Origin of the sequence: Oceanimonas baumannii (genome assembly GCF_002245495.1) — a bacterium.
GTDB lineage: Bacteria > Pseudomonadota > Gammaproteobacteria > Enterobacterales > Aeromonadaceae > Oceanimonas > Oceanimonas baumannii.
The window spans coordinates 241311-265438 of sequence record NZ_NQJF01000002.1; the positions used below are offsets into that span (position 1 = coordinate 241311).

Consider the following 24128-nt stretch of genomic DNA (forward strand, 5'->3'; position numbering starts at 1 on the left):
TTTTTTAACGGTAAAATCAGTCACCCTCCGGACGACAGGCTGAAAGAATGACCTGTTGCCCTGTATCCAGCCAGTGGCTGAGCGGATGGCAGCGGCCGGCGGCAAAACAGAGGGTATATTCGCCGGTAAACTCCGAACCGGCAAGTACCACTTCTTTTACCTTCAGATCCGGCTGCCAGTACCAGCGGCCATTATGCAGCTGGGCGTCAGAGGGAGGCTCCATGCCGGCCCCTGAGCCCAGCACGCTGGCACCGGTAAGGTATAAATAGGGGGGATGAGCCTGATACTGCTCTTCCCAGCGTATTTTTTCTACCGAGTGCTGCCAGCTTAAGGTGATGCTGCCGGTCAGCAGCATCACCAGGGTGTTTGCACCAGACAGACAGATCATGATGCCGTCATTAACGGCTGGCGGCGGCGCTGTTGCCACCAGTGCCGGCCCAGCAGCAGGGCAGCAAGGCCCAGCCCCAGTTCGTCAGTCATGGGCAGAGAAAATACCAGCAGGGCAGCGGCACCCACTGCAATCAGCCGCTCGACAAGCGTGAACGGTTTCAGCCAGTAGCCAATGGCTCCCATCCCCCATAAAGACACGGCCAGCAGTGCCTTGAAGATGACAAACAGGGTAGCTGCGATGCCGGCATCGCCCTGCAGCATCAGTTCGGGTGTGTAGACCGCCATATAGGGCACCACAAATCCGGCAATGGCAATCTGTAACGAGCGCATACCAATGCGCAGGCCCGATGCGCCGGCGATGGGGGAGGCGGCGAACGCTGCCAGTGCCACCGGAGGGGTCAGGTCAGCCATAATGCCGAAATAAAATACAAACATATGCGAGACGATCAGCGGCACACCCAGTTCAAGCAGGGCCGGCGCAGCAATGGAGCTGGTAATAATGTAGTTGGGTATAGTGGGAATCCCCATACCGAGCACCAGACAGGTAAGCATGGTCAGTGCCAGTGACAGCAGCAGGCTGTGCTCTCCCAGCTGAATGATAAAACCGGCTACAATAGTGGCGGCACCAGTCAGGGAGATTACGCCGATAATCACGCCCACCAGGGCACAGGCAACCCCTACCGGCAGGGCATGCAGTGCGCCTTGATAGAGGGCGTTGATCACTGTGCTTAAAATGTTCTGTTCACGCTTTACCAGCAACAGCACGGTCAAGATGGCCACAATGACAAAAATGGCGGTAATGCCGTAGTGATTGAAGGTGGCGCAGGCCAGCCCCAGTAATACCCAGAACCCATAGCGCAACCCTTTGGCACTGATATGCCGGGCCAGGCCGTTGCCCATAATCAGCACCACCGTCAGTGCCAGGCCCATCATGCCGGCAAACAGGGGCGTGAAGCCAGAGAACAGCATTACGACCAGGGCCGCCAGAGGGAGCAGCAGATACCAGCGCTCTTTTAATGCTTTCAGCGGGTTGGGGCATTCTGATTTGGGCAGTCCGTTCAGGCCGGCGCGTCCGGCTTCCAGGTGTACCATCAGAAACACCGTGAAGAAATAAAGCAGGGCCGGGATCAGTGCGGCTTTGGTGATCTCCACATAGGGGACATTAATGGTTTCCGCCATAATAAATGCCACGGCACCCATTACCGGCGGCATGATCTGGCCGCCCATGGAACTGGTGGCTTCAACCGCACCGGCAAAGTCGGCCCGGTACCCGAATTTTTTCATCAGCGGAATGGTAAACTGGCCGGTGCTGACCACATTGGCGACACCGGAGCCATTAATGGTTCCCATCATGCCCGATGACAGCACCGACACCTTGGCCGGCCCGCCTCGGGTATGGCCAACGGAGCCAATGGCCACATCATTGAACAGCCTGAGCATACCGGCCTGTTCCAGAAAGGCACCGAACAGAATAAACAGAAAAATATAACTGGATGAAACATAAGTGGGAGTACCGTAGATCCCCTCTGTGCTGAACGCCAGTTGTGAAACAACCTGATCCAGGCCATATCCCCGGTGCATAAGGGCATCGGGCAAATGCTGACCAAACAGGGCGTAGCCGGCAAATGTCAGGCAGATAAGAGGTAGCGCCCAGCCCATCAGGCGGCGGGCGGCATCGAACACCATCAACAGAGTGACACTGCCGATGATCCAGTCTGTCTGGTTCATTTCACCGGCGCGGTAGATAAGATCCGCTTCAAACCACCAGTGATAAAAGGCAAATAACAGCGCGACCGTGCCCAGTAAGGTGCCCCATACCGAAGGTCGTGTTAAAGACTGGCCCCGGGCACCATAAAGCTGGTAAACCAGGAACAGTAAAAAGCCCACGTGTATTGCCCTTACTACAGTGGTGGACAGCGGGCTGAACGCGGCGGTAATGATCTGAAAAACGGAAAAGCACAATGCTCCATAAAAGATCAGGGCGTGCCGGTTCTGGTAACTGCTCATTGTTGTCTCCCGGCCCGAACCGCCCGAAAGGGCGGCCGGACTTGTTGTTATATGGAATTACTTCACCAGTCCCTGTTCGCGGTAGTAGCGCTCTGCTCCCGGGTGCAGCGGTAATGGCAGGCCGTCGACGGCGCTGGCAGGATCAATTCCATTGGCGGCATTATGCGCATTACGCAAGGCCGGCAGGTTTTCATATACCTGTTTGGCCATCTGGTAGGCGGTGTCATCGGAAACATTTTGATGGGTGATCAGCAGGTTGCTGATGGCCACGGTAGACACATCTTCGTCCTGACCGGTATAGGTGCCGGCGGGGATCAGGCCGGGGCGGTAGGCATCATTGCCGATTTTGGCGACCAGTTCAGCTGGGATGGAAATAAACACGACCGGCGCATGAGAGGCCAGATCGCGGAAAGCCGCCATCCCCAGACCTGCCGATTGTAATGTGGCGTCAAGCTGGCGGTTTTTCATCAGTTCGACCGACTCGCCAAATGGCAGGTATTCGGTGCGGGAAAAATCGTCGTAGCTCAGACCGGCCGCCTTGAAGATGGTGCGGGCGTTCAGCTCGGTTCCTGAACGGGGAGCGCCGACAGAAATGCGCTTGCCTTTAAGGTCTTCCAGGCTGGTGATGCCGCTGTCGGCCCGGGCAACAATCTGAATGTAATTTGAGTAAGTAGCCCCCACCGCTCTGAGTTTGTCCAGCGGGGCGGGAAAGCCTGCTTCTTTTTCACCGTTCCAGGCATCTGCCACACTGTCGGCCAGGGCAAAGCCAATTTCGCCCCGTCCTTTTTGCAACAGGGTCAGGTTTTCAACCGACGCTCGGGTGGCCTGAACCTGAACGCGGGAGTCAGGAATATGTTCATCGTAAAGCTGAGAGATGGCCACGCCGAGCGGATAATATACGCCACTGGTGCCGCCGGTCAGCACGTTGATGAATTCCGCTGCCTGAGCGGTGGTGGCGGACAGAGCCAGAGAGGCGCCGAGCAAACAGTGTTTAAACATCTTCATTGATTTGGCTTCCTTGGTTGTGGGTTTGCACTCATTGTGTTGCACTTTTGATGCCACAAGTTAAACAGGTGTTTTTTATTTAAGTTGTTGATTTTTATAGGTGGGGTGGCAACCTTTTTCTGTAATTTCAGAATATGGGCATCCCGTTGTCTGAATATTCAGAATGAATGTGCGTCATGTCGCCTCTCTGGTAACCTGAATACGGATAAGGCAAAGAAGAGAACAGGTAATGATTTGGACTATGGCAGTGGCCACGCTGGTGCTGGCAGCCTGGCGGGTGAACTGGCCGGCGTTGATGGAAGACAAACAACGGCAGCATTTGTGCTTTGGCGGGGCCATTGCACTGGTGCCGCTGTGGATGTTGCAGGCAGGCATTCGCGATGGCCAGGAAATTCATTTTCTTGGTCTGACCACCCTGGCTCTGATGCTGGGCTGGCGGCTGGGTCTGCTGATGGCCACGCTGACCCTGGTGCTGATCACTGCGTTTGGTTTTGAAACCTGGCCGGAGTTCGGGGTAAATGTGTTGCTGGGCGTCATTTTACCTGTTTCGTTCAGTTACTTTATTTTTCTGCTGACTTACAGTTATCTGTACCGTCATTTGTTTGTGTATATCTTTGTGGCGGGCTTTTTTAACGCGGCCCTGACCATTGCCGTTAAAACCGCAGCGTTGGCAGGGTATATGGTGTGGTCGGGAGACTACAGCTGGGCGATGGTGCAGAACGATTACCTGACTATTCTGCCGTTATTACTGTTTCCCGAGGCACTGCTTAACGGCATGGCCATCACCCTGCTGGTGGTGTTTCGTCCCCAGTGGATGTGCACCTTTTATGACAGGGATTACCTTATCAATAAATAGCGGGGCTTCTGAAGCCGTGCTGGCTCTGGTAGGCTGTGCAGATTGATTGCGCTAAAGCGAGAATAAGATGAAACATCGTACACTGAAAATACTGGCCCCTCTGGTGGCCCTGAGCCTGCCCATGATGGCGCAGGCGGAGATGAGTCAGGAAGAGTTTCAGAAGCGGGTGCGGGAAGCACTGATGGCCGAGCCGGAAATGCTACGGGATGCCATTATCAAGCTGGAAGAAAACGACCGGGTAGCCCAGCAGGCGGAGTTCTCCAAACAGCTGAAAGCGCAGTCTGCCCAATTATTCGCCAACAACACGGACGGCGTAATAGGCAATCCCGATGGCAAAGTGGAAATGGTGTATTTCACCGATTATAACTGCCCTTACTGCCATCGCCTGAACCAGACGCTGCTGGAAGTGCTGAAGACTGAACCCGAGCTGAAAATTATCGTAAAGGATCTGGGCATTCTCGGTCCGGACTCCGTACAAGCGGCACGTCTGGCGCTGGCCGCAGCAAAAGAAGCACCCAAGCAGTATGCTGAGCTGCATCAGGCCCTGATGAGTCAGAAACGGGTTCAGGCCGCCGCCCTGGCCACCATTGCCGATAAAGCCGGCCTGGACGCCAAAAGCCTGCAGAAAACGGCCGGCAGCAAGGATATCGCCGACAAGCTGAACCAGAACCTGACCCTATTCCGAGCCCTCGGCCTGAATGGCACACCGGCACTGGTCTTCCCTGATGGCACCCTGATCCCCGGTGCCATTGATGAGGAAGGCCTGAAGAAAATTCTGGAAGAGCAGAAATCCTGAGTCAGTGCAGGGAGCGGATGTGATCAAAAAGACCCGGGCTTTGCCCGGGTCTTTTGGTTTAGCTGAGTACCGGAGGAGATCCGGATATTACGCCCAGCTTGCTTCGCGCTTTGCTTTCTGCAGCTTCTCGTAGGTAGCCAGCAAGGCCTGATGAGTGCCAAAGTCTTTCAGGCTTTCATCGGCGGCGGTCAGGCCATGAAAGCGGGCGCTGCCGTCTATCTGAGCCCAGGCGGCGGTAACCGTGTCTTGACCAAACATGCGGTCAAAGGCAGCACGATATTGCTCTGGCTTACGCTCTTCAGACAGGTGCAGCTCCAGTGAGGCTTTCAGACAGCGATAGTAGCGGGCGCGCGCTTCACTGAACACGGACGCATTAAAGCTTAGGGTCCAGTCGGCATAATCGAGTGCGCTTTCCAGCTCACCGGCGGCCAGGGCCAGCATGCATTTCAGCTCGCCAACCCGCAGGGTATGCCAGGCAGTACCTTTATCGGGGGCAATACCAATCAGTTCGCGTACCCGGGTAAAGTCATCCAGTCCTTCCTGCTCCAGCTGATCATACAGTGCCATCAGTTGCTCGCCGTCGGCATCGCTCTGGGGCAGGCTCAGCAGAGTCGCTCGCAGATGCGCGCCCATATTGTTATTGGCCAGCTCCAGATCTTCTACCGGGTAAATATCCGACATTCCCGGAGCCAGAATACGACAGGCGTAGACGCCAAGGTGCTCATAGTCAGCAATATAAACCGGCTGTTCCAGCTCGTTGAAAATACCCAGCAGATGGTTGAACTCTTCTTCGGAGCTGCCGCTGAAGTCCCAGTCGGCAAATGCGTAATCTGCCTGCACCTGGAACAGATCCCAGCTGATCAGACCTGAAGAGTCGATAAAGTGGGTTTCCAGGTTATGGTGATCAGCCACTTCGTCATCGTCAAAAGAGGGCGGGACGAACACGTCCAGATCTTTCAGACCGCGGCCCTGCAGCAGCTCGGTCACGGTGCGTTCCAGTGCCACGGCAAAACGGGGATGGGCACCAAATGAGGCAAAACAGGTACTGTTGGCCGGGTTGAACAGCACTACGCAGATCACTGGATAGCGGCCACCGAGAGACGCGTCATAGGCAAAGATCGGGAAGCCTTCCGCTTCCAGGGTAGCGATGGACTCCTGAATATGCGGATAACGGTTCATCACCTGCTCAGGAATTTTGGGCAGGCTGATGCGTTCGGCAATAATGCGGTTTTTAATGGCGCGCTCGAATACTTCCGACAGCCCCTGTGTCCGGGCCTCGGTTTTGGTGTTACCGGCGCTCATGCCGTTGGACACATACAGGTTGCCCACGATATTCATGGGAATATAAACGGTTTTATGATCGCCCTGACGTTCAAAGGGCAGGGCACAGATACCCCGATCTTCGTTGCCGGATTGCAGGTCTATCAGCATATCGGCGGTCAGTGCTTTGTCCGGATCGTAAAAGCCGCGGGTATAGTCATCCAGCAGGGCCGCAGGCAGCTGATTGTCCGCAGGAACGGGAAACCACTTTTCATTGGGGTAATGCACGAAATCGCCGTCGGCGATGTCACGGCCAAGGTAAAAATCGGCAAAGAAATAGTTGGTGGCCAGACGCTCAAAGTATTCACCCAGGGCTGAGGCCAGAGCCGCTTTTTTGCTGGCCCCCTTGCCATTGGTAAAGCACAGACCGCACTCTTTATCGCGAATATGAACCGACCATACGTGAGGTACCGGGTTCAGCCAGGAGGCCTCTTCAATATCGAAGCCCAGCGCCTGCAGTTTGTTCTGGAAGCGGCTGATAGAGTCTTCCAGCGCAGCGTCTTTGCTGGGGATAAAGGTTTTCATGAATACCTCTGGCGGGTTCGGCAAAAAAGGGGCTGATCCTAACCCGAGGTGATAATTTGAACAAGCACAAAGCGGGTTGCCACCAATAAAAAACGCCCGCATGAGGCGGGCGTTTCAGGTAATCAGCGAAGCGCTTATGGCAGCAGGTGCAGCATACGACGCAGGGGCTCGGCGGCACCCCACAGCAGCTGATCTCCGACGGTAAAGGCAGCCAGATATTCCGGACCCATGTTCAGCTTGCGCAGACGGCCAACAGGAACGCTCAGGGTGCCGGTGACGGCGGCCGGCGTCAGTTCATCCATGGACTGCTGGCGATCGTTGGGGATCACTTTCACCCAGTCGTTATGGGCAGCCAGGAGCTTCTCCACTTCCGGAATGGAAATATCTTTCTTCAGCTTGATGGTGAAGGCCTGGCTGTGGCAACGCAGCGCACCGATGCGTACGCACAGACCGTCTACCGGAATCGCCTGTTCAATGCCCAGGATCTTGTTGGTTTCGGCCTGGCCTTTCCATTCTTCACGGCTCTGGCCGTTTTCCAGCTGAGAATCGATCCAGGGGATCAGGCTGCCAGCCAGCGGTACACCAAAGTTATCGACCGGCAGGTCACCGCTGCGGGTCTTCTCGGTGATCTTGCGTTCCAGCTCCAGAATGGCTGAACCTGAATCGGCCAGTTCATCGGCTACTTCGTCGCGCAAAATGCCCATCTGGGTAACCAGCTCACGCATATGACGGGCACCGCCACCGGAGGCTGCCTGATAGGTGGATACCGATACCCACTCAACCAGATCCTGTTCAAACAGGCCGCCCAGTGCCATCAGCATCAGGCTCACGGTGCAGTTGCCGCCTACAAAGGTTTTGGCACCGTTGGCCAGAGCTTCCTGAATTTGCTTGCCGTTTACCGGATCCAGCACAATCAGGGCATCGTCATCCATGCGCAGGGCAGAGGCGGCATCAATCCAGTAGCCATTCCAGCCTGCGGCACGCAAACGGGGATACACGTCTTTGGTATAGTCACCGCCCTGACAGGTCAGTACCACATCCAGCGCCTTCAGCGCTTCGATGTCATAGGCATCCTGCAGTGTGCCGGCGTCTTTGCCAAAGTTGGGGGCAGGCTGCCCGGCCTGGGAGGTGGTGAAAAAGACGGGATCAATACGAGAAAAGTCACCTTCTTCTACCATGCGGCTCATCAGTACGGAGCCGACCATACCGCGCCAGCCGACCAGACCTACTTTTTTCATCATTCAGTGTCCTTGCTTTGAAAGAGAATCAAAAAACCTGCCCAACACAATACCGATTGCAGCCAAAGGTGCAAGGGGAAAGCGAAAAAGAAAGGTCGTTTTTTGTACAGCTTGCCGTTATTCAAAGGGCCATGACAGCGCGACTGTCAGCCGGAGGTAAACGACAGAAAGCCTAACATGAGCACCGGACCTGCCAGGCTCAGCACAAATCCTGAGACAATGGCTACCGGTACAATGGCCACCCCGCCGGAGCGTTGCAGAACCGGCAGGGTAAAATCCATGGAGGTAGCGCCGCCATAACCGATGGCGCAGGAGGGGTGACGTCGCATCAGAGCCGGAATGATCATGATGGCGATCAGCTCCCGGGCCAGATCGTTAAGAAAGGCAGCACTGCCCATGACAGGCCCCAGTTTGTCACCGATTAAAATACCCGACAGCGAATACCAGCCGTTGCCCGAGGCAAAGGCTAGCCCCTGAGTCAGTGGCATGTTCATCAGCCAGGCCCCCAGCAAACCGCCGACCCAGGAGCTCACCATTACGGTCAGAGCTATGGCAAGACCCCATCGATTAAGTAGAATCTGGCGCAGCTTCATGCCCGAATTGCGCAGTTGTACGCCAATAAGCAGCAGCAGCAGCATCAGTGCCCACTCGCTCAGGGTATCTACCTGAAACCACTCGGGATCCAGAAACTGGCCGGCACCGAGCCCGGCCAGGATCACCAGACATAGCTTGGCTGAGTCCAGCAGCAGTGCCCATTTGCTGATAACTGGCACACCCCGTTCACCGCTCAGTCGTCCCCGGCGCAGATCCAGCAGCCAGAGTCCGGCCAGGTTGCAGAGCGTGATGCAGGCCAGAAAAACGCCACAAAGAATAAAAATTGTGCCCAGATGAGTACTAAGATTATCTACAAAAGCCAGACTGATCCCCATCAGAAACAGGATCAGGTACACCATGCGCTCAACGGCCACATTAATAAAGTGCACCAGCGATTGGGAGCGGCAGGGAATGCAGTAGCCAAGAGCAAGGGGCAGTAATACGATAAGCATGCCGGAGTACATGGTAATTATCTTCCAGTCAGGTGGTCAGGCACAACTTTTGACCATTAATCTATGTTGCGACAGCATACGTGAGCAATTCGTTAAAAAAAAGCGAACGCGGTGGGCTTTAGTGAATAAGAATGTGATCTGCTTGCTGATTAAACAGCTGAAAGGCGGGGAAGAGTATATCTGAGTGATACTTTATTCCGGTTTTATGCATATTTTTATATTGTTACAGCCGTTATGTTAGTATAAAAAACCAACATTAATGGTTTTTTGCCGCTGATTATGTTGTTATTGGGCCAGTCTGGTGGTAACTTTTTCCAGAAAGGTTAACAGGCTGTTAACGTACAGGAAAGGAACAGGATCCCATGATGGGCTCCGGTAATAAAAGGTCTAACGGATGAGCAAACCCGCCCTCGAAGTCACGGGCCTGCATAAGCATTATGGCTCGCTGGAAGTACTTAAAGGCATTGATCTGACTGCCGAAAAGGGAGACGTCATTTCCATTATCGGCTCTTCCGGCTCTGGCAAATCCACATTTCTTCGCTGCATTAACCTGCTGGAAATGCCCTCAGCGGGTGAGGTGCGCCTGCACGGCGAGCTTATCGCCATGCAGACCAACCGGGCCGGTGAGCGTGAACCGGTCAATATGCGCCAGGTGGAGCGAATTCGCTCCCGCCTTGCCATGGTGTTCCAGAGTTTCAACCTCTGGTCACACATGACGATTTTGCAGAATATTATTGAGGTACCGGTGCATGTGCTGGGTGTCCCCAAAAAGGACGCTGTTGCCAAGGGGGAAGCCTTGTTGCAGCGGGTGGGATTGTATGAGCGGCGGGATTATTACCCGGGCCATCTTTCCGGCGGTCAGCAGCAGCGGGCGGCGATTGCCCGTGCCCTGGCGGTAGAACCTGAAGTCATGCTGTTTGACGAGCCGACTTCGGCGCTGGATCCGGAGCTGGTGGGAGAAGTGCTGGGTGTCATGCGGGCGCTGGCAGAAGAAGGCCGCACCATGCTGGTGGTGACGCACGAAATGAGCTTTGCTCGGGATGTATCCAACAAGCTGATGTTCCTGCACCAGGGCATGGTTGAAGAGCAGGGCAACCCTAAAGAGGTCTTTGCTAACCCCTCTTCTGAACGGTTCCGGCAATTTATTTCTTCGGTTTACTGAAACAAACGATGCATACAAGGAGAACGTCATGAAAAAACTGTGGATAGCAGGTGCCGTGATGGCAGCGCTGGCGACAGGGGCCGTACAGGCAAAGGAATGGAAAACCGTGCGTTTTGGTATTGAAGGGGCCTATCCGCCGTTTTCATGGACTGATGAAAACGGGGAACTACAGGGCTTTGATGTTGACATGGCCAATGCCCTGTGTGAACAGATGCAGGTGAAGTGTCAGCTGGTGGCCCAGGACTGGGACGGCATTATTCCGGCCCTGCTGGCGCGTAAATACGATGCCATTATTGCGGCCATGTCGATCACTGAGGAGCGCAAGCGTACCGTGGACTTTACCGGTAAGTATGCCCTGGTGCCGAACAAGTTTGTGGCGGCCAAAGGTACTGAGTTCGAACTGTCCGTGGAAGGCCTGGCCGGAAAGAAAATCGGTGTGCAGATAGCGACCACACACGACAAGTACCTGACCGAGAATTTTGGCGATGAGGTGGGTCTGGTTCGGTATGGCAATGCCGACGATGCCTACCTGGATCTCAAGGCGGGCCGGGTTGATTATGTGTTTCTCGATGCCACTGCCATTGAAGAAGGTCTGCTGAATAAGGAAGGCGGTGATGCCTTTGAATTTGTTGGTCCGTCAGTCACTGATGAAAAGTGGTTTGGCGAAGGCTTTGGCATTGCCGTGCGCAAGCAGGATAAGGATCTGAAAGCAATGCTGGATCAGGCCATTCTGGATCTGCGCGAAAGCGGTAAATATCAGGAAGTGAACAACAAATACTTTGATTACGACGTTTACGGCAAGTAATCGGTCGGGCCGGTCCTTGGCGGGACCGGCTATCACAGGACGTGGCGATGTTCGATTTAAAAGGTTACGAAGGAGCCCTGCTGGAAGGGGCCTGGATTACCCTGCAGGTGGCATTGCTGTCATTACTGCTGGCGGTCACTCTGGGTCTGCTGGGAGCAGTGGCCAAGTTGTCTTCGGTGCGGCCGGCTCGCTGGCTGGCCACCCTTTATACCACGGTAATACGCGGGATCCCCGATCTGGTGCTGATGATGCTGATTTTCTTTGGCGGCCAGGTGTTACTGAACAATTCACTTTATTCACTTAACGAATCGCTGAATGAATGGCTGGGAGGCGGCGATCCCGGTCATGAGTGGACCAGCTATGTGCCGGACTACATTGAAATCAGCCCCTTTATTGCCGGCATAGTTACCATTGGCTTTATTTTTGGTGCCTATATGGCGGAAACGTTTCGTGGTGCCATTCTGGCGGTGGACAAAGGAGAGCTGGAAGCTGCCCGCGCCTATGGCATGAGGCCATTGCTGGTGTTCCGGCGAATATTGTTTCCCCAGATGATGCGGCATGCGTTGCCCGGGCTGGGCAACAACTGGCTGGTGTTGCTGAAAACCACGGCACTGGTGTCGATTATCGGCCTGGATGACATGGTGCGAAAAGCATCATTGGCTGCCGGGGCCACGCAGTTGCCTTTTACCTTTTATATGGCGGTGGCACTCATCTTTTTGCTGTTTACCACGCTGTCTACTTCCATGTTGCGCTGGGCTGAGCGCCATTATGCCATTCCGGGAAGGTAAGCCATGGATTTCTCAATTGTTTTAAACGAGTGGACGGTGTACTGGCAGGGGCTGTACACCACCGTCTGGCTGGTGTCGCTGGCGCTGGTTCTGGGGCTGCTGCTGGCAGTGCCCATGGGGATTATGCGTAACAGCCATTCCTGGCTGCTGAAAGGACCGGCCTGGGCTTATATTTATTTTTTCCGCGGTACGCCGCTGCTGGTGCAGTTGTTTCTGATTTATTACGGTGCTGCCCAGTGGCAATGGCTGAAAGATTCCACCGCCTGGGAATGGTTCAGCCAGGCCTGGTTCTGTGCCGTGCTGGCCTTTACCCTTAATACCGGTGCTTACACGGCCGAGATCATTCGTGGTGCCATCAGTGCCATGCCGAAAGGGGAAATAGAAGCTGCCTATGCCTTTGGCATGAGCCGGCTGACTACCTTGCGTCGCATTATTCTGCCCAACTCCTTTCGCCGGGCGCTGCCGGCCTACAGTAACGAAGTGATCTTTATGCTGCACGGTTCAGCGGTGGCAGGGGTGATCACTATCGTGGATCTGACCGGTGCCGCGCGCATTGTAAACTCCCGCTATTACTCACCGTTTGAGGCCTTTCTGGCGGCTGGTTTTTTATATATGTGCCTGACCTTTCTACTGGTCTGGGGCTTTCGCTGGCTGGAAAAGCGTTGGTTCCGGCACTTGCTCCCGCGTAAGGTGTAGACAGTCCCCGTCATGGCCGGCTACTGTGCCGCTGCTTTGCAACACGGTGGCCGGCCAATGCGGTTAATCTTTAAAACTGGCCCAGATAGGTGCGTGATCAGAGGGCTTTTCAATGCCGCGCAGTTCATAATCGATGCCGGATTCTTCTAGCTGCGCCATCAGCGGCTCGGTGGCCAGGATAAGATCGATGCGCAGGCCTCGGTTGTCATTAAAGCCTTTGCTGCGATAATCGAACCAGGAATAGGTTTCGGCATTTACCGGATTCTGCGAACGCCAGGTATCCGTCAGGCCCCAGCCCAGCAGACGTTCCATCCACTCTCGTTCTTCCGGTAGAAAAGAACACTTGCCATCCCGCAACCAGCGTTTTCGGTTGGGCTCGCCGATGCCAATATCCAGATCGGTATGAGATATATTCATATCACCGATCACCACCAGTGCCTCACCTGGCTGGTGATGCGTATTCAGGTAGTGCTGTAAATCCTGATAGAAGCGCTCCTTGGCCGGAAACTTGGTTTCATGTTTACGGTTTTCCCCCTGCGGGAAATATCCGTTCAGCACGGTGAACAGGCTGCCATCAGGGCGGGTAAAACGGCCGATAATCATGCGTCGCTGGGCATCCTCATCATCGGTCGGGAAACCATTTTGTACGCTGACGGCCGGCTGTCTGCTCAGCAGGGCGACACCATAGTGGGCTTTCTGACCATGAAAATAGACGTGATAGCCCATCGCCTGTACGGCTTCCAGCGGAAAGGCCTCATCGTGTACCTTGGTTTCCTGCAGTCCGATAATATCAGGGTTGTGCTTGTCGATAAGGGCCTGCAGCTGATGCAAGCGGGCGCGAAGGCCATTGATATTAAAAGAAATAACTTTCATAACACACGGAAGTTGAGAAATTTGAGCACATGCTAGCAGAAAGCCTCGCCATCGGCAGCCGGTGAACGTCACGGCCAGCTTTTCATCCGGCACTGCCGGGATGGGCGGAGCGTCTGCCGGGATTGTCACATTTTGTGACAAGGTTGCGTGACATTGACATAGTCTGGCTGTGCCAAACAGGTACACTGGCGGTAATGCGTGTTTGGAAGCAAGTACATGAAAAAAAATTATTATTCCCTGGCGGCGGCCTGGTTCCTGCTTTTATTTTCTGCCGTGGTGCCGGCTCAGCAAGGGCCTGTGATCAGGGCCGTTACCGTTACCGAGCAGCAGCTGCCGGCCCGGCTGCAACTGGTAGGCACCCTCAAGGCCAGTCAACGGGTGGCCATTGCGCCTCAGGTCAGCGCCCGGGTCACTCAGGTCCATTTTGTGCCGGGCCAGCAAGTCGAGCAGGGCCAACTGCTGCTGAGCCTGGACGACAGGGCAGCCAGAGCGGCAGTCAGTGAAGCCGTTGCCGGGCTGCGTGACGCCAGACGCATCCTGACCAATTTTCAGACACTGTTTAAGCGCAAGGCCGTTACCCAGACCGAGCTGGAAGGCCAGCAGGCTGCCGTGGCCATGGCGGAGGCCCGCTTGCAGGCGGCCCGGGTGCAGCTCGATTACCTTAGCCTGAAAGCGCCTTTTGCCGGCGTGATGGGGCTGAGCGACGTGGCACCGGGTAGTTTGCTGGGGGCCAGTGAGCCGGTGGCTGAGCTGTATGATCTCAGCCTGCTCAAACTGGATCTGGCCGTGCCGGAAAAACATTTTTTGAAATTAAAGGTGGGCGATATCTTGCAGGGCACCACGGATGCCCACGGGGATCGACGGTTTGACGGCCGGCTGGCGGTGGTGGCACCGGCGGTGGATCCCGCCACCCTTAATGCTCAGGTTCGGCTGGAGTTTGATAACAGTGACGGCGCTCTGGTACCGGGAATGCTGATGCGGGTGCAGCTGGTGCTGAGTAATGGCACCGGTCTGGCGGTGCCGGCCAGCAGCCTGCTTTATGCCGGTAACCAGCGTTATGTTTATGTCGTGGATGAGGCGAATAAGGTCAGCCGGCGCAGTGTCAGTGTGGGCCGTAATCTGGGGGAATGGGTGCAGATAAGCACCGGCCTTGCTGTCGGAGAGCGGGTGGTCAGCGAAGGTATCGTCAAGTTGCGGGATGGCATACAGGTGGAGGTGGCCGATGCGGCTCTCTGATATTGCCATTGCCCGGCCGGTGCTGGCCACGGTGCTCAGCCTGATGCTGTGCGTATTCGGCCTGATTGCTTTTTTTGAGTTACCGCTGAGGGAAATGCCCGACACCACATCACCCATTGTGACCGTGCGCACCGACTACACCGGTGCCAGTGCCAGCGTAATGGAAAGCCAGGTGACCAAGCGCCTGGAAGATGAGTTGTCCGGGATCAGCGGTGTCAAATTTATCAGCTCTGCCACCAGTGATGGCCGATCGAGCATTACCGTTGAATTCAACCCCGAGCGGGATCTTGATAATGCCGCCAGCGATGTACGCGAAGCCGTCTCCCGCGCTTCCCGTCAATTGCCGGATGATGCCGATGCGCCTGTGGTTACCAAAGATACCGGCCGTAATGATGTGATCCTCTGGGTTACGCTCCGCTCTACTGGCATGTCGGCTCTGGAACTGGGGGATTATGCGGAAAACGTGCTGGCTGATCGCTTCAGCCTGCTGGATGGTGTCAGCTCGGTCTGGGTGGGCGGACGCAAAGAGCGGGTCATGAATGTACGCCTGAATACTGCCGCCATGGCAGTACGGGGCGTTACCGTGGCCGATATCGCTGCCGCTCTGCGCAGTCAGAATGTAGAGCTGCCGGCAGGCACACTGGAAAATGATCAGCAGAATTTTGCCGCCCGCATTGAACGCGGTTACAACAGTGCCGCCGATTTTAATAACCTGGCCATCCGCAACCTCGGTAGTGGCGAGCGTATTTATCTGCGGGACGTGGCAGAGATATGGGAAGGGGAAAAACCGGAAGACACCCTGTTCCGCTCCAATGGCCAGAGTGTGGTGGGCCTTGGCATTGTCAAACAAACCCAGGCCAACACCCTGGAAGTGATTGATGAGGTAAAGCGGGCGGTGCAGGCTCAGCAGCCCTTTTTGCCCGACAATACCGAACTGACCTGGACCTACGACAGCTCGGTATTTATTGAAAGCGCCATTGATGAGGTTTATCAGACGCTGATGATCACCATGGCACTGGTGGTGCTGGTGATTTATCTCTTTCTCGGGCAGGTTCGTGCCACCCTGATCCCGGCGGTGACAGTGCCTGTTTCGCTGATCAGCGCCTTCATTGTGGCCATGATCATGGGCTTTTCAGTCAACCTGATCACATTGATGGCGCTGATTATGGCCATTGGCCTGGTGGTGGACGATGCCATTGTGGTGCTGGAAAACATTCATCATCATCTGGAACGCGGCCGTTCCCCGCTGGCAGCGGCCTGGCACGGCACCCGTGAAGTGGGCTTTGCGGTCATCGCCACCACCCTTACCCTGATTTCGGTGTTTTTACCCATCGTGTTTATGGGCGGAATTATCGGTCGTATTTTTACCGAGTTTGCGGTACTGCTGGCTGCTGCCGTGGGCTTTTCCTCCCTGGTGGCCTTGACCCTCAGCCCGGTCATGGCGGAGAAACTGCTGAAGCCTGCACAGTCACCCAGCCGGCTGGCACGCTATTTTGACGGGGCTTTTGCCCGGCTTGAAACGGGCTACCGCCGTTTGCTGGTGCGGGAACTGCGTCATGGCTGGTGGGCACCGCTGGTGATGGTGGCGGCACTGGGGGTGATTGCCGTGCTGTTTCGGGAAGTCCCTCAGAGCCTGACACCTGAAGAAGACAGAGGCGTGGTGATTGTACTGGTCAAGGGGGCCGAAGGAGCCAGCTTTGAGCGGATGAGCCAGGCCATGGGCGAGGTAGAAAGCAGTCTGATGCCACTCCGGGAAGAAGGTATTATCAGCAGCCTGACGGTTCGCACCCCCGGTTTTGGTGGCGGTGTGAATAGCGGAATCATGTTTGCCAGCCTGTCCGGCTGGGATGAGCGCAGTGTGTCATCGGCGGTAGTGGCAGGGCGTATCCGTGCCTTGACCCGTCATGTGACTGAGGTGCTGGTGATCCCCATTTTGCCTTCGTCTATTCGCAGCGGCTCCAGTACACCGGTAGAGTTTGTGCTGGGAGGAGCCGATTATGATCAGCTGCTGGAATGGGCCGAGCAGCTTCGTACCCTGGCTCGTGATAACCCCGGACTGAGTGATCTGGAGCTGGACTTTGATCGAACCAAGCCTGAGCTGCTGGTGCAGGTCGATAAGCAAAGAGCGGCCAGCCTGGGTATTTCGGTGACCGAGGTAGCTGACAGCCTAAATGTCATGCTGGGAGGCCAGGCCATGACCACTTACTCCCGCCAGGGTGAGGAATATGATGTGTTCCTCAAGGGGGACGAAAACGATTTCGGCCGGCTGGATGATCTGGCGTCGCTGTATCTGCGTACCAACGGCGGTGATCTGGTGTCTCTCGACAACCTGGTCAGCCTGCAGGAGCAGGGTGCACCGGGCTCGCTGAATCACTACAACCGGAAAAAAGCCATTACCCTCAGTGCCAACCTGGAGGGCAGTTACAGCCTGGGAGAAGCGCTCGACTACCTCGATGGGCTGGTGCGGGACAATCTGCCCGATGCCGCGACCGTCGACTATAAAGGGGAGTCGCTGGAATATCGCTCCAACCAGAGTGATGTAGCCTTTGTGTTCGGGCTGGCGCTGGTGGTGGTGTTTTTGATCCTGGCAGCCCAGTTCGAAAGCTTTGTGCACCCTTTTATTGTGTTGCTGACCGTGCCACTGGGGCTGCTGGGTGGCTTGCTGGGGTTGTACTTTTCAGGCATTACGCTGAATGCCTACAGCCAGATTGCCATGGTTATGCTGATAGGGCTGGTGACCAAAAACGGTATTCTGATTGTGGAGTTTGCCAATCAGCTACGAGACAAGGGGCTGGAGTTTGACGAGGCCCTGACCGAGGCGGCGGTGCGTCGCCTGCGGCCGATTCTGATGACGGCGTTTACCACGGTTGCCGGTGCCGTACCGCTTATTCTTGCCAGTGGGGCCGGGGCAGAAAGCCGGCAGTCGGTGGGCATGGTGGTGTTTGGCGGTGTGGCGCTGGCCACCTTGCTGACCCTGTTTATTGTGCCGGCCATGTATCGCATGCTGGCGCGGCATACCCGCTCACCGGAACATCAGCAGCGCCGGCTTGATGCCGTACTGCATGAGTCCGACTAGCCCTTACCAGCCGGAAGAGCGGCCGGGCGGGGCTACCACCCGGTAGCCGTGCCGGTAAGAACGATAGTAATTGCCGCCATGGTAGTAGTAGGGATAGCCATTGAAATACAGGCTGATGTAACCACCGGGCAGCTCGCGGATCAGGCTGCCCAGGGGTAACAGGACAGCAATGCCGGGGCCCGGTGACGCGCGGCCACGGTACAGTACCCGGGGCGGGGAATAGTAATAGGGACGCTGGACCCTTACGCGGGGGGAGACATGGTGCTTATGCCGGCGTAACCCGTGGTTCCGGGCTGCCTTATGCTGGCGGTCATGGCGGTAGCTGTTCTGGCTGCGATGTTGCCTGTCGGGGGGAGCATATTGCTGCAGCCGGTGATGCTCCCGGTAATGTCCTTGCTCTGCCTGGCTCAGGGAAGGCAGCAATAATACTGTCAGCAGGGTCAGTAACCGGACGCCGTGATACATGAATGAAGATACCATCATCTATCTCCTGTATTGCCCGGCCACGGCACTGTGTCGTGGCACCCGGAGATACTTCAAGTATGGTTCATTGGCGCAGCAATAAAAAAAGCCGGTGCTAGGCACCGGCTTTTAAATAATGGTGGAGGGAGCTGGATTCGAACCAGCGAAGGCTGAGCCGTCAGATTTACAGTCTGATCCCTTTGGCCACTCGGGAACCCCTCCACGAGTAAACTTCAAATTGTGTGGTTCAGCGCCGTGGCGATGAACTGAATAGGTGGTGGAGGGAGCTGGATTCGAACCAGCGAAGGCTGAGCCGTCAGATTTACAGTCTGATCCCTTTGGCCACTCGGGAACCCCTCCACATCAGTGGGGCGCATACTACCAAAACCGGCAGGGATGTGAACCCCTGAAAGGCAATTAATTTACTAAAATTTGGGGCTTTTCGGCCGATAAAGAGTTAAATGCCTAACTTTTAAACTTTTCGGGTTTTTTATGGCCACGCCGGTACACGCCAATTTGCTGATCAACGACAGCCAGCTGGGAGACAGCCTTAATCAGGCCGTTCACCAGGGGCGTCGTGGTGATTTTGGCCTGTTGCTGGCGATGCTGTCGGAAGATGCCCGGGATTTGCCCCGTATTGAGGAGCCGGCAGCCGGCTCGGCCGAGCCTGACTGGCGGCAGCATTTCAGCCTGCCCGCGCCCACGCCGCCTCTGTTTGCTGAACCGGAAGATACTGCCCGCGTTGCGGGGCTGAGCCAGCTTGCCGGCACCTTACAGCAAGACAGCCTGCGGTTATTACTGGCCATGCGCGGCGAGCCGCTTAAACCGTCACCTGATGAGTTGCCGGCGGAAGTGGCCTCCAACCTGGCACCCCGAGCCCTGGCCCGGATGCAGGGCAAACTGAATGCCTTGTTACCCGAGCAGCCCGGCAGGCTGCTCGAGGTACTGGAAGCGGTACATGCAACCGCCTGAACGGCGGCTGGCGAGGTTTATTGTTCCCGTTGTGCCTGTCGGCAGCCGGCAATGGCCGGAGCCAGCAGCTCCAGGGCCGTATGTTCGCACGGAGGCAGGGTGGCATCACTTTGTCTGAGCGGGGTGACCCGCTCTCCCCAGCGAATCACACCGGCTCCCCAGGTCAGGCCGGCACCAAAGGCGGCGGTCAGGAGCAGTGAGCCGGGGCGGACTCGGCCCTGCTCCAGTGCCTCACACAGTGCAACCGGCACGGTGGCCGCAGAAGTATTGCCATAGTCGGCAATATTGATCATGACCTTTTCCGGTGGCACAGACATTTTTCTGGCCAGCGTTTCGATAATGCGCACATTGGCCTGGTGCGGCAGCATCAAGTCAATATGCTCCGGGCTGACACCGGCCTGCTCCAGCACAAAACCGGCCGCGTCTCCCATGCCTCGCACGGCCCGCCTGAAAATTTCCTGGCCTTCAAAGTTCACGTCAAACAGGCCATCAATATGAGCAAAGCGGGTACGTCCGGTACCCGAGTCGGGCACCGCCAGAATATCTCTGGCTTCGGCGTCACAGCCGAGCTTGTCGGCGAGCAGGCCGCTCTGCTGCTCGCTGGCTTCCAGCACCACGGCACCAGCACCATCACCAAACAGCACGGCGGTATCACGCCGGGTCCAGTCAAGGTAATGTGTCAGGCGTTCAGCACCGATAACCAGCAGCCGGTTCATGCTGCCGGCGCGAATTAATGCCGAGCCGACACTCAGGCCATAAATAAAGCCGGTGCAGGCGGCATTCAGATCAAACACGGCGGCAGCCGGAATGCCGAGATTGCGTTGTACTGCCGAGGCAGCGCTGGGTACCAGGGTATCGGGGCTGGCGGTGGCCAGAATGATGCCGTCAATCTGCGTTGGTTCAAGGCCGGCGGCGGCCAGGGCGTGGCGGGCGGCCACGGTGGCCAGTTCGGAGGTGTTTACATGGGCAATGCGCCGGGCCCGAATGCCGGTGCGGCTTTGAATCCAATCGTCCGAGGTATCCAGAAAGGTACTGAGATCCTCATTAGTCAGCACGGCCGGCGGCAGACACTTGCCCCAGCCGGTGATATTGGCATAACGCATGATATTCCCGCTTGTTCGGTGTGGGGTCTGCCAATTATGCCCAAGGCATGACCGGAACTCTACTGCTTACAAACGGCCATCCCGTTCAAGCCGGCTACGCACCCAGGTACGGTACAGCCAGGACAGGGCCGGGCGGATCACCGGCAGACCAATGAAGAGAGCCAGGGGCTTGAGTCGTGGCACCCGTTTCATCAGCAGAATATACGCGTCCAGCTCGGAATAAATATCGCCCTCGGCGGTTTGTACATGCAGTTCTCGCAATGCCTGCTGCGGGCTGATGCCCATGCTCAGCAGAACTTCTTCTTTATCGGTAATATCGAACCAGTAAATATCCTTGCCTTGCTCGCCCGCCCAGCGTTCATAGCGGGCTCTGTCCTTGATACAGCCTTCACAGGCACCGTCATAAAACACCACCAGCCGGTGGCGTACCTTATGGTCATCCACAGTGCTTCCTCCATGGCTTCATCCGTGAAACCTGTATTGAGCATAGTCGCTTCAGCTTAAATAGCGTTGTTCCAGATGATGGCGGAACGGCCTTACCGTCAGCGCCTGGCCGGAAGCCTGTGTCAGCAGCGCGTCGGTGGATAACAGGCTGGCATGCTGCCACACGTGGTGCTGCAGCCAGTCAAACACAGCGGTAAGGTCGCCGGTGAGCAACTTCTCAAACGGGCCGAGCTGCTGCTGCATGGCCTCGGCCAGCTGAGCGGCATAAATGGCCCCGAGGGTATAGCTGGGAAAGTAGCCAAAACTGCCATCGGTCCAGTGAATGTCCTGCAGGCAACCGTTTTTATAATTATCTTTTGTGCTGAGCCCCAGATAATGCTGCATCAACTGATCCCAGCGTTCAGGAAGGTGGCGGGGCTCCATATTGCCGTCAATCAGATCCCGCTCAATCTGATAACGCAGCATGATGTGGGCCGGATAAGTGACTTCATCGGCGTCTACGCGAATAAAGCCGGGTTTTACCCTGGTATACAGCCGGGCCAGGTTCTCGGGAGCAAACGCCGGCTGCTCCCCCAGATACTGATTCAGTAAGGGGGAAAGCTGTGTCAGGAAAGCCGGATGACGAGCCAGCTGCATTTCAAAAAACAGGCTCTGAGACTCGTGCACGCCCATGGATCTGGCCTGACCCACCGGCCATTTGCGCCATGTTACCGGAAGGCCCTGTTCATAGCGGGCATGACCGGTCTCATGGATAATTCCCATCAGAGCCTGTGCCGCATCGTTCTCATCATAACGGGTGGTCAGGCGCACATCGTCGCTGACGCCACCGCAAAAAGGATGAGCACTGACATCCAGCCGGCCCCGGTTAAAATCAAAGCCCAGCTGCGTCATTATCTCCAGCCCCAGCGCTTTTTGCCTGTCGGTGGCAAATGGCCCTTGCGGCTGCAAAAAGGGTTCATGACCCTGCTTTTCCTGTACCTGTCCAATCAGCCCCGGCAGCCATTGATTGATATCATCAAACAAGGCATCCAGGGTGTGGGTGCGCATACCCGGTTCATACTGCTCAAGCAGGCTGTCATAACGGGATAACCCCAGGGCATCTGCCCGGGCACTGGCGGCGTGCCGTGATAACGCCACTACTTCTTCAAACAGGGGCAAAAAACCGTGCCAGTCATTATTTTTCCGCAGGCTGCGCCAGGCGTGTTCACAGCGGGAGCCGGCGAGAGAGCGTGCCCGTACCAGATCCGCCGGCAGCAGGGTGGCATCGCGCCATACACGCTGCATTTCTTTCAGGCTTTGCTGTTGCTGAAGCGACAGGACTTCGTTGCCGGCGTCATTAAACCAGCCGGCAAGGCGCTCATCCTGTAACTGCTGATGACACAATACTGCCAGCGTGCCGAGGGCTTCGGCTCTGGCTTCGTTGCCACCGGCAGGCATCATGGTTGCCTGATCCCAGCCACAGATGGCTCCCAGGTGCTGCAGATGGTGCAGTTGTTCAAAATGCTGTTCCAGTGCGGAATAAGACATGGAGTGTTCCTTGGGGTTAAGTTCTCAGCCCTGCCGGCTCTGCAGCCGCTCACGGGTATCCTGTTTGGCCTGTTCGCTTTTGCGCAACAATACATAAAGGCAGCCGCTGCCGCCATGCTGGCGCAGGGCACTGTGGCAGGCCAGCACTTCCGCTAACTGAGGCAACCAGCCGGAAACATAGCTTTTCAGCAGGGCAGGGGGCTGGCTGCGCTCACCTTTGCCGTGCACTATGATGACCGAGCGGATATTCCGGCGCAGACAGCCATGTAAAAAGTTCAGCAGGGCATCGCGGGCGCGTTCTACGGTGTGATGATGCAAGTCGAGGCGAGCCTCGCACGGGTATTTACCCAGCCGCAGCTTTTTAAATACGCCTTCCTGTACGCCGGCCTTTTTGTAGCTGACCATATCATCGGGGCGCAGCAGTTTGACATGATCGAGAGAAAGCGCCTGTTCAGTGGCATCCGTGTCGGTTTGTGCTGCCCGGCGGCGTTCGGCCATGGCGGCGGCATCGCCTTTGTGGCCATGGGCAGCCGGCAGGGTGTCTTGCCTGATGGCAGTGAATCCGTCCAGTTCATCGAGAAAGGACGACCAGTCAGAATGGCTCATGGCGCGGCTCCTTTTAATCCGGGATTAGCCGCAGTATAAGCAAATGAAATGAAGAGGGGAACGACGGGCCCCGGGGAGGAGGAGTGTGAGGCCCGCCGTTGTTAAATCGTTAGTTATTTGCCGGCTTCGCCATTGGGATCGGATTTCATCACCTTGTAGATGAAATACCCGGCATAAAAACTGATGAGCAGGGTAGTTGCAATGATCACCATCATCGACATAAACCCTACATCGCTGCCAAACATTAAATCGAGCCAGAATGCCATTGCCTTTCTCCTATCACGCGCTCCGTTACAGGCATACTAGCGGGACCAGTCCGGCACATGCTGATCCTGATCAATAAACGGACTTGTCCTTGACTTTACTAAGGGTATAGCCGGCATTTTCAAGCAAACTGATCAGTCCCTGTTCCCCATAAAGGTGCAGGGCACCCACCACGATGAATGCCTGCTGCGGGTTCAGCTGCTCCAGACGCTGCAGCCAGAGGCGATTCCGTTTTTCCAGCAGTTCATGCTCGATAAACCGGGTCAGGGCCGGGCTTTGCTCTTCCTGCAACAAGGCCAGCAGAGCCTGTTCGTCGCCATCAAGCCAGGTTGTTAACAGGCGGTCCAGATGAGACTGCAGCTGTGCCATTTCCAGCAGGCTGTGAGACACAAAATCACGCTCAAGGCCGCGTTCATGCAGGGAGGCCAGCAATTCCATGACCAGGGTCGGCTGTTCCAGCCCGGCCACGGGGACACTTTGTTGCCTGGCCAGCAGTCGCAACTGCATATCCACCCCCTGCCGGCTGTGAAAACCCAGCTCCTGTGCTTTCAGCTGGGTCAGTTGCAGGGCTGCAAACCAGGGGGGTAACTGTTGCAGCATAGCGTGTCCGCTGGTCGTGACCGCCTGCTCCAGTTCATCGGCAAGGGGCGTCCCCAGGCGATGCTGCCAGTCTGTACCGGGAGTGAGTACATGGGCAAAACTACTGGCGTTCATCTTGAGCGGATCTACTTCCAGCAACAGCAGCTCGCTGTTACTCAGAGCCTGTGTTACCGGCGAAGGCAGCGTCTTGAGACGCTCATCGGCAATGTGCACCGAGCCGAACAACCAGAATTGTTGTTCCCCCTTTTGCGCCAGCCACAATGCCGGCGCGGCAAAGGCGGTGCCGCACCAGAGCCACAGCCATAAATACAGAAATCGTTTCATGGGAACT

Annotated in this window: 23 protein-coding genes and 2 tRNA genes; 9 read left to right on the plus strand and 16 right to left on the minus strand. The window is 56.2% G+C overall.

Translation table 11 applies throughout. The features are described 5' to 3' along the window. Positions 1-16 precede the first annotated feature (16 nt). The 3 genes from B6S09_RS03115 to B6S09_RS03125 are packed head-to-tail and all read right to left on the minus strand — an operon-like array spanning position 17 to position 3402. Positions 17-388 (minus strand): DUF1850 domain-containing protein, encoded by a 372-nt coding sequence (locus B6S09_RS03115; protein ID WP_094277033.1) that lies wholly within the window; start codon positions 386-388, stop codon positions 17-19. After that, the gene (locus B6S09_RS03120; protein WP_094277034.1) at positions 385-2397 is read right to left on the minus strand and encodes a TRAP transporter permease; all 2013 of its coding nucleotides are present in this window, start codon (positions 2395-2397) and stop codon (positions 385-387) included. The genes B6S09_RS03115 and B6S09_RS03120 overlap by 4 nt, the downstream gene beginning before the upstream one ends. 57 nt (positions 2398-2454) lie before the next feature. Further along, entirely contained in the window at positions 2455-3402 is a 948-nt protein-coding gene (locus B6S09_RS03125; protein WP_094277035.1) for a TAXI family TRAP transporter solute-binding subunit, read from the minus strand. A 229-nt stretch (positions 3403-3631) separates the two neighbouring features. Here B6S09_RS03125 and B6S09_RS03130 point away from each other — a divergent pair, with 229 nt between their 5' ends. Together B6S09_RS03130 and B6S09_RS03135 are read left to right on the plus strand one after the other, a co-directional pair. Continuing rightward, positions 3632-4258: an energy-coupling factor ABC transporter permease gene (locus B6S09_RS03130; protein WP_094277036.1), complete on the plus strand. Its 627-nt coding sequence runs from the start codon at positions 3632-3634 to the stop codon at positions 4256-4258. 67 nt (positions 4259-4325) lie between these two features. Continuing rightward, entirely contained in the window at positions 4326-5054 is a 729-nt protein-coding gene (locus B6S09_RS03135) for a DsbA family protein (RefSeq protein WP_094277037.1), read from the plus strand. Between the two features lie 87 nt (positions 5055-5141). Here the strand turns inward: B6S09_RS03135 and ycaO are convergent, their stop codons facing one another. The 3 genes from ycaO to B6S09_RS03150 all read right to left on the minus strand — a co-directional run bounded on the left by ycaO (position 5142) and on the right by B6S09_RS03150 (position 9195). Continuing rightward, positions 5142-6899 (minus strand): 30S ribosomal protein S12 methylthiotransferase accessory factor YcaO, encoded by a 1758-nt coding sequence (gene ycaO / locus B6S09_RS03140; RefSeq protein WP_094277038.1) that lies wholly within the window; start codon positions 6897-6899, stop codon positions 5142-5144. A gap of 134 nt (positions 6900-7033) precedes the next feature. Then, on the minus strand, positions 7034-8137 hold the full coding sequence (gene asd, locus B6S09_RS03145) for an aspartate-semialdehyde dehydrogenase (protein WP_094277191.1): 1104 nt from the start codon (positions 8135-8137) through the stop codon (positions 7034-7036). A gap of 146 nt (positions 8138-8283) precedes the next feature. Then, on the minus strand, positions 8284-9195 hold the full coding sequence (locus tag B6S09_RS03150; RefSeq protein ID WP_094277039.1) for a LysO family transporter: 912 nt from the start codon (positions 9193-9195) through the stop codon (positions 8284-8286). Between the two features lie 382 nt (positions 9196-9577). Between B6S09_RS03150 and B6S09_RS03155 the strand changes: the two genes are divergently transcribed. From B6S09_RS03155 to B6S09_RS03170, 4 genes are read left to right on the plus strand one after another with little or no spacing between them, the layout of a single operon-like run. Beyond that, a complete protein-coding gene (locus B6S09_RS03155) occupies positions 9578-10345 on the plus strand; it encodes an ABC transporter ATP-binding protein (RefSeq protein WP_094277040.1) in 768 nt (255 codons plus the stop codon). A 28-nt stretch (positions 10346-10373) separates the two neighbouring features. Next, positions 10374-11150, plus strand: a complete 777-nt coding sequence (locus tag B6S09_RS03160) for an ABC transporter substrate-binding protein (protein WP_094277041.1) — start codon at positions 10374-10376, stop codon at positions 11148-11150. A gap of 47 nt (positions 11151-11197) precedes the next feature. Then, the gene (locus B6S09_RS03165; protein WP_094277042.1) at positions 11198-11938 is read left to right on the plus strand and encodes an ABC transporter permease; all 741 of its coding nucleotides are present in this window, start codon (positions 11198-11200) and stop codon (positions 11936-11938) included. 3 nt (positions 11939-11941) lie between these two features. Beyond that, positions 11942-12634, plus strand: coding sequence for an ABC transporter permease (locus B6S09_RS03170; protein ID WP_094277043.1), 693 nt, complete (start codon positions 11942-11944; stop codon positions 12632-12634). Between the two features lie 63 nt (positions 12635-12697). On the opposite strand, the gene xthA is transcribed toward B6S09_RS03170, so the two are convergent. Continuing rightward, positions 12698-13507, minus strand: coding sequence for an exodeoxyribonuclease III (gene xthA / locus B6S09_RS03175; RefSeq protein ID WP_094277044.1), 810 nt, complete (start codon positions 13505-13507; stop codon positions 12698-12700). A 216-nt stretch (positions 13508-13723) separates the two neighbouring features. On the opposite strand from xthA, the gene B6S09_RS03180 reads away from it, so the two are divergent. Next, positions 13724-14743: an efflux RND transporter periplasmic adaptor subunit gene (locus B6S09_RS03180; protein ID WP_094277045.1), complete on the plus strand. Its 1020-nt coding sequence runs from the start codon at positions 13724-13726 to the stop codon at positions 14741-14743. Then, positions 14730-17819, plus strand: a complete 3090-nt coding sequence (locus B6S09_RS03185; protein ID WP_094277046.1) for an efflux RND transporter permease subunit — start codon at positions 14730-14732, stop codon at positions 17817-17819. Before B6S09_RS03180 ends, B6S09_RS03185 begins: the two co-directional genes overlap by 14 nt. Positions 17820-17822: 3 nt before the next feature. Here the strand turns inward: B6S09_RS03185 and B6S09_RS03190 are convergent, their stop codons facing one another. The 3 genes from B6S09_RS03190 to B6S09_RS03200 form a co-directional block, all read right to left on the minus strand. Continuing rightward, complete coding sequence (locus B6S09_RS03190) at positions 17823-18302, minus strand: DUF6515 family protein (RefSeq protein ID WP_134113962.1); 480 nt, start codon at positions 18300-18302, stop codon at positions 17823-17825. Positions 18303-18418: 116 nt separating this feature from the next. Beyond that, positions 18419-18503, minus strand: a tRNA-Tyr gene (locus tag B6S09_RS03195). A 53-nt stretch (positions 18504-18556) separates the two neighbouring features. Further along, positions 18557-18641: transfer RNA gene (locus B6S09_RS03200), tRNA-Tyr, on the minus strand. A 132-nt stretch (positions 18642-18773) separates the two neighbouring features. Here B6S09_RS03200 and B6S09_RS03205 point away from each other — a divergent pair. Next, positions 18774-19253, plus strand: a complete 480-nt coding sequence (locus B6S09_RS03205; protein WP_094277048.1) for a VC2046/SO_2500 family protein — start codon at positions 18774-18776, stop codon at positions 19251-19253. A gap of 17 nt (positions 19254-19270) precedes the next feature. Here B6S09_RS03205 and B6S09_RS03210 read toward each other — a convergent pair whose 3' ends face one another. From B6S09_RS03210 to B6S09_RS03235, 6 genes are all read right to left on the minus strand, one after another. Beyond that, positions 19271-20356, minus strand: coding sequence for a ketoacyl-ACP synthase III (locus B6S09_RS03210; RefSeq protein ID WP_094277049.1), 1086 nt, complete (start codon positions 20354-20356; stop codon positions 19271-19273). 66 nt (positions 20357-20422) lie between these two features. Further along, entirely contained in the window at positions 20423-20800 is a 378-nt protein-coding gene (locus B6S09_RS03215; protein ID WP_094277050.1) for a thiol-disulfide oxidoreductase DCC family protein, read from the minus strand. Positions 20801-20851: 51 nt separating this feature from the next. Further along, entirely contained in the window at positions 20852-22327 is a 1476-nt protein-coding gene (locus B6S09_RS03220) for a carboxypeptidase M32 (RefSeq protein WP_094277051.1), read from the minus strand. 24 nt (positions 22328-22351) lie between these two features. Next, a complete protein-coding gene (gene smrA / locus B6S09_RS03225; RefSeq protein WP_094277052.1) occupies positions 22352-22933 on the minus strand; it encodes a DNA endonuclease SmrA in 582 nt (193 codons plus the stop codon). 113 nt (positions 22934-23046) lie between these two features. Further along, entirely contained in the window at positions 23047-23199 is a 153-nt protein-coding gene (locus B6S09_RS03230; RefSeq protein ID WP_094277053.1) for a DUF3149 domain-containing protein, read from the minus strand. Between the two features lie 70 nt (positions 23200-23269). Then, entirely contained in the window at positions 23270-24121 is an 852-nt protein-coding gene (locus B6S09_RS03235) for a TraB/GumN family protein (RefSeq protein ID WP_094277054.1), read from the minus strand. Between the last annotated feature and the right edge of the window lie 7 nt (positions 24122-24128).

What these genes read in the sequence shown, in the direction of transcription:
- B6S09_RS03115 (WP_094277033.1), bottom strand. Translation starts at nt 388, where the DNA reads ATGATCTGTCTGTCTGGTGCAAACACCCTGGTGATGCTGCTGACCGGC.
- B6S09_RS03120 (WP_094277034.1), bottom strand. Translation starts at nt 2,397, where the DNA reads ATGAGCAGTTACCAGAACCGGCACGCCCTGATCTTTTATGGAGCATTG.
- B6S09_RS03125 (WP_094277035.1), bottom strand. Translation starts at nt 3,402, where the DNA reads ATGAAGATGTTTAAACACTGTTTGCTCGGCGCCTCTCTGGCTCTGTCC.
- B6S09_RS03130 (WP_094277036.1), top strand. Translation starts at nt 3,632, where the DNA reads ATGATTTGGACTATGGCAGTGGCCACGCTGGTGCTGGCAGCCTGGCGG.
- B6S09_RS03135 (WP_094277037.1), top strand. Translation starts at nt 4,326, where the DNA reads ATGAAACATCGTACACTGAAAATACTGGCCCCTCTGGTGGCCCTGAGC.
- ycaO (WP_094277038.1), bottom strand. Translation starts at nt 6,899, where the DNA reads ATGAAAACCTTTATCCCCAGCAAAGACGCTGCGCTGGAAGACTCTATC.
- asd (WP_094277191.1), bottom strand. Translation starts at nt 8,137, where the DNA reads ATGAAAAAAGTAGGTCTGGTCGGCTGGCGCGGTATGGTCGGCTCCGTA.
- B6S09_RS03150 (WP_094277039.1), bottom strand. Translation starts at nt 9,195, where the DNA reads ATGTACTCCGGCATGCTTATCGTATTACTGCCCCTTGCTCTTGGCTAC.
- B6S09_RS03155 (WP_094277040.1), top strand. Translation starts at nt 9,578, where the DNA reads ATGAGCAAACCCGCCCTCGAAGTCACGGGCCTGCATAAGCATTATGGC.
- B6S09_RS03160 (WP_094277041.1), top strand. Translation starts at nt 10,374, where the DNA reads ATGAAAAAACTGTGGATAGCAGGTGCCGTGATGGCAGCGCTGGCGACA.
- B6S09_RS03165 (WP_094277042.1), top strand. Translation starts at nt 11,198, where the DNA reads ATGTTCGATTTAAAAGGTTACGAAGGAGCCCTGCTGGAAGGGGCCTGG.
- B6S09_RS03170 (WP_094277043.1), top strand. Translation starts at nt 11,942, where the DNA reads ATGGATTTCTCAATTGTTTTAAACGAGTGGACGGTGTACTGGCAGGGG.
- xthA (WP_094277044.1), bottom strand. Translation starts at nt 13,507, where the DNA reads ATGAAAGTTATTTCTTTTAATATCAATGGCCTTCGCGCCCGCTTGCAT.
- B6S09_RS03180 (WP_094277045.1), top strand. Translation starts at nt 13,724, where the DNA reads ATGAAAAAAAATTATTATTCCCTGGCGGCGGCCTGGTTCCTGCTTTTA.
- B6S09_RS03185 (WP_094277046.1), top strand. Translation starts at nt 14,730, where the DNA reads ATGCGGCTCTCTGATATTGCCATTGCCCGGCCGGTGCTGGCCACGGTG.
- B6S09_RS03190 (WP_134113962.1), bottom strand. Translation starts at nt 18,302, where the DNA reads ATGATGGTATCTTCATTCATGTATCACGGCGTCCGGTTACTGACCCTG.
- B6S09_RS03205 (WP_094277048.1), top strand. Translation starts at nt 18,774, where the DNA reads ATGGCCACGCCGGTACACGCCAATTTGCTGATCAACGACAGCCAGCTG.
- B6S09_RS03210 (WP_094277049.1), bottom strand. Translation starts at nt 20,356, where the DNA reads ATGCGTTATGCCAATATCACCGGCTGGGGCAAGTGTCTGCCGCCGGCC.
- B6S09_RS03220 (WP_094277051.1), bottom strand. Translation starts at nt 22,327, where the DNA reads ATGTCTTATTCCGCACTGGAACAGCATTTTGAACAACTGCACCATCTG.
- smrA (WP_094277052.1), bottom strand. Translation starts at nt 22,933, where the DNA reads ATGAGCCATTCTGACTGGTCGTCCTTTCTCGATGAACTGGACGGATTC.
- B6S09_RS03230 (WP_094277053.1), bottom strand. Translation starts at nt 23,199, where the DNA reads ATGGCATTCTGGCTCGATTTAATGTTTGGCAGCGATGTAGGGTTTATG.
- B6S09_RS03235 (WP_094277054.1), bottom strand. Translation starts at nt 24,121, where the DNA reads ATGAAACGATTTCTGTATTTATGGCTGTGGCTCTGGTGCGGCACCGCC.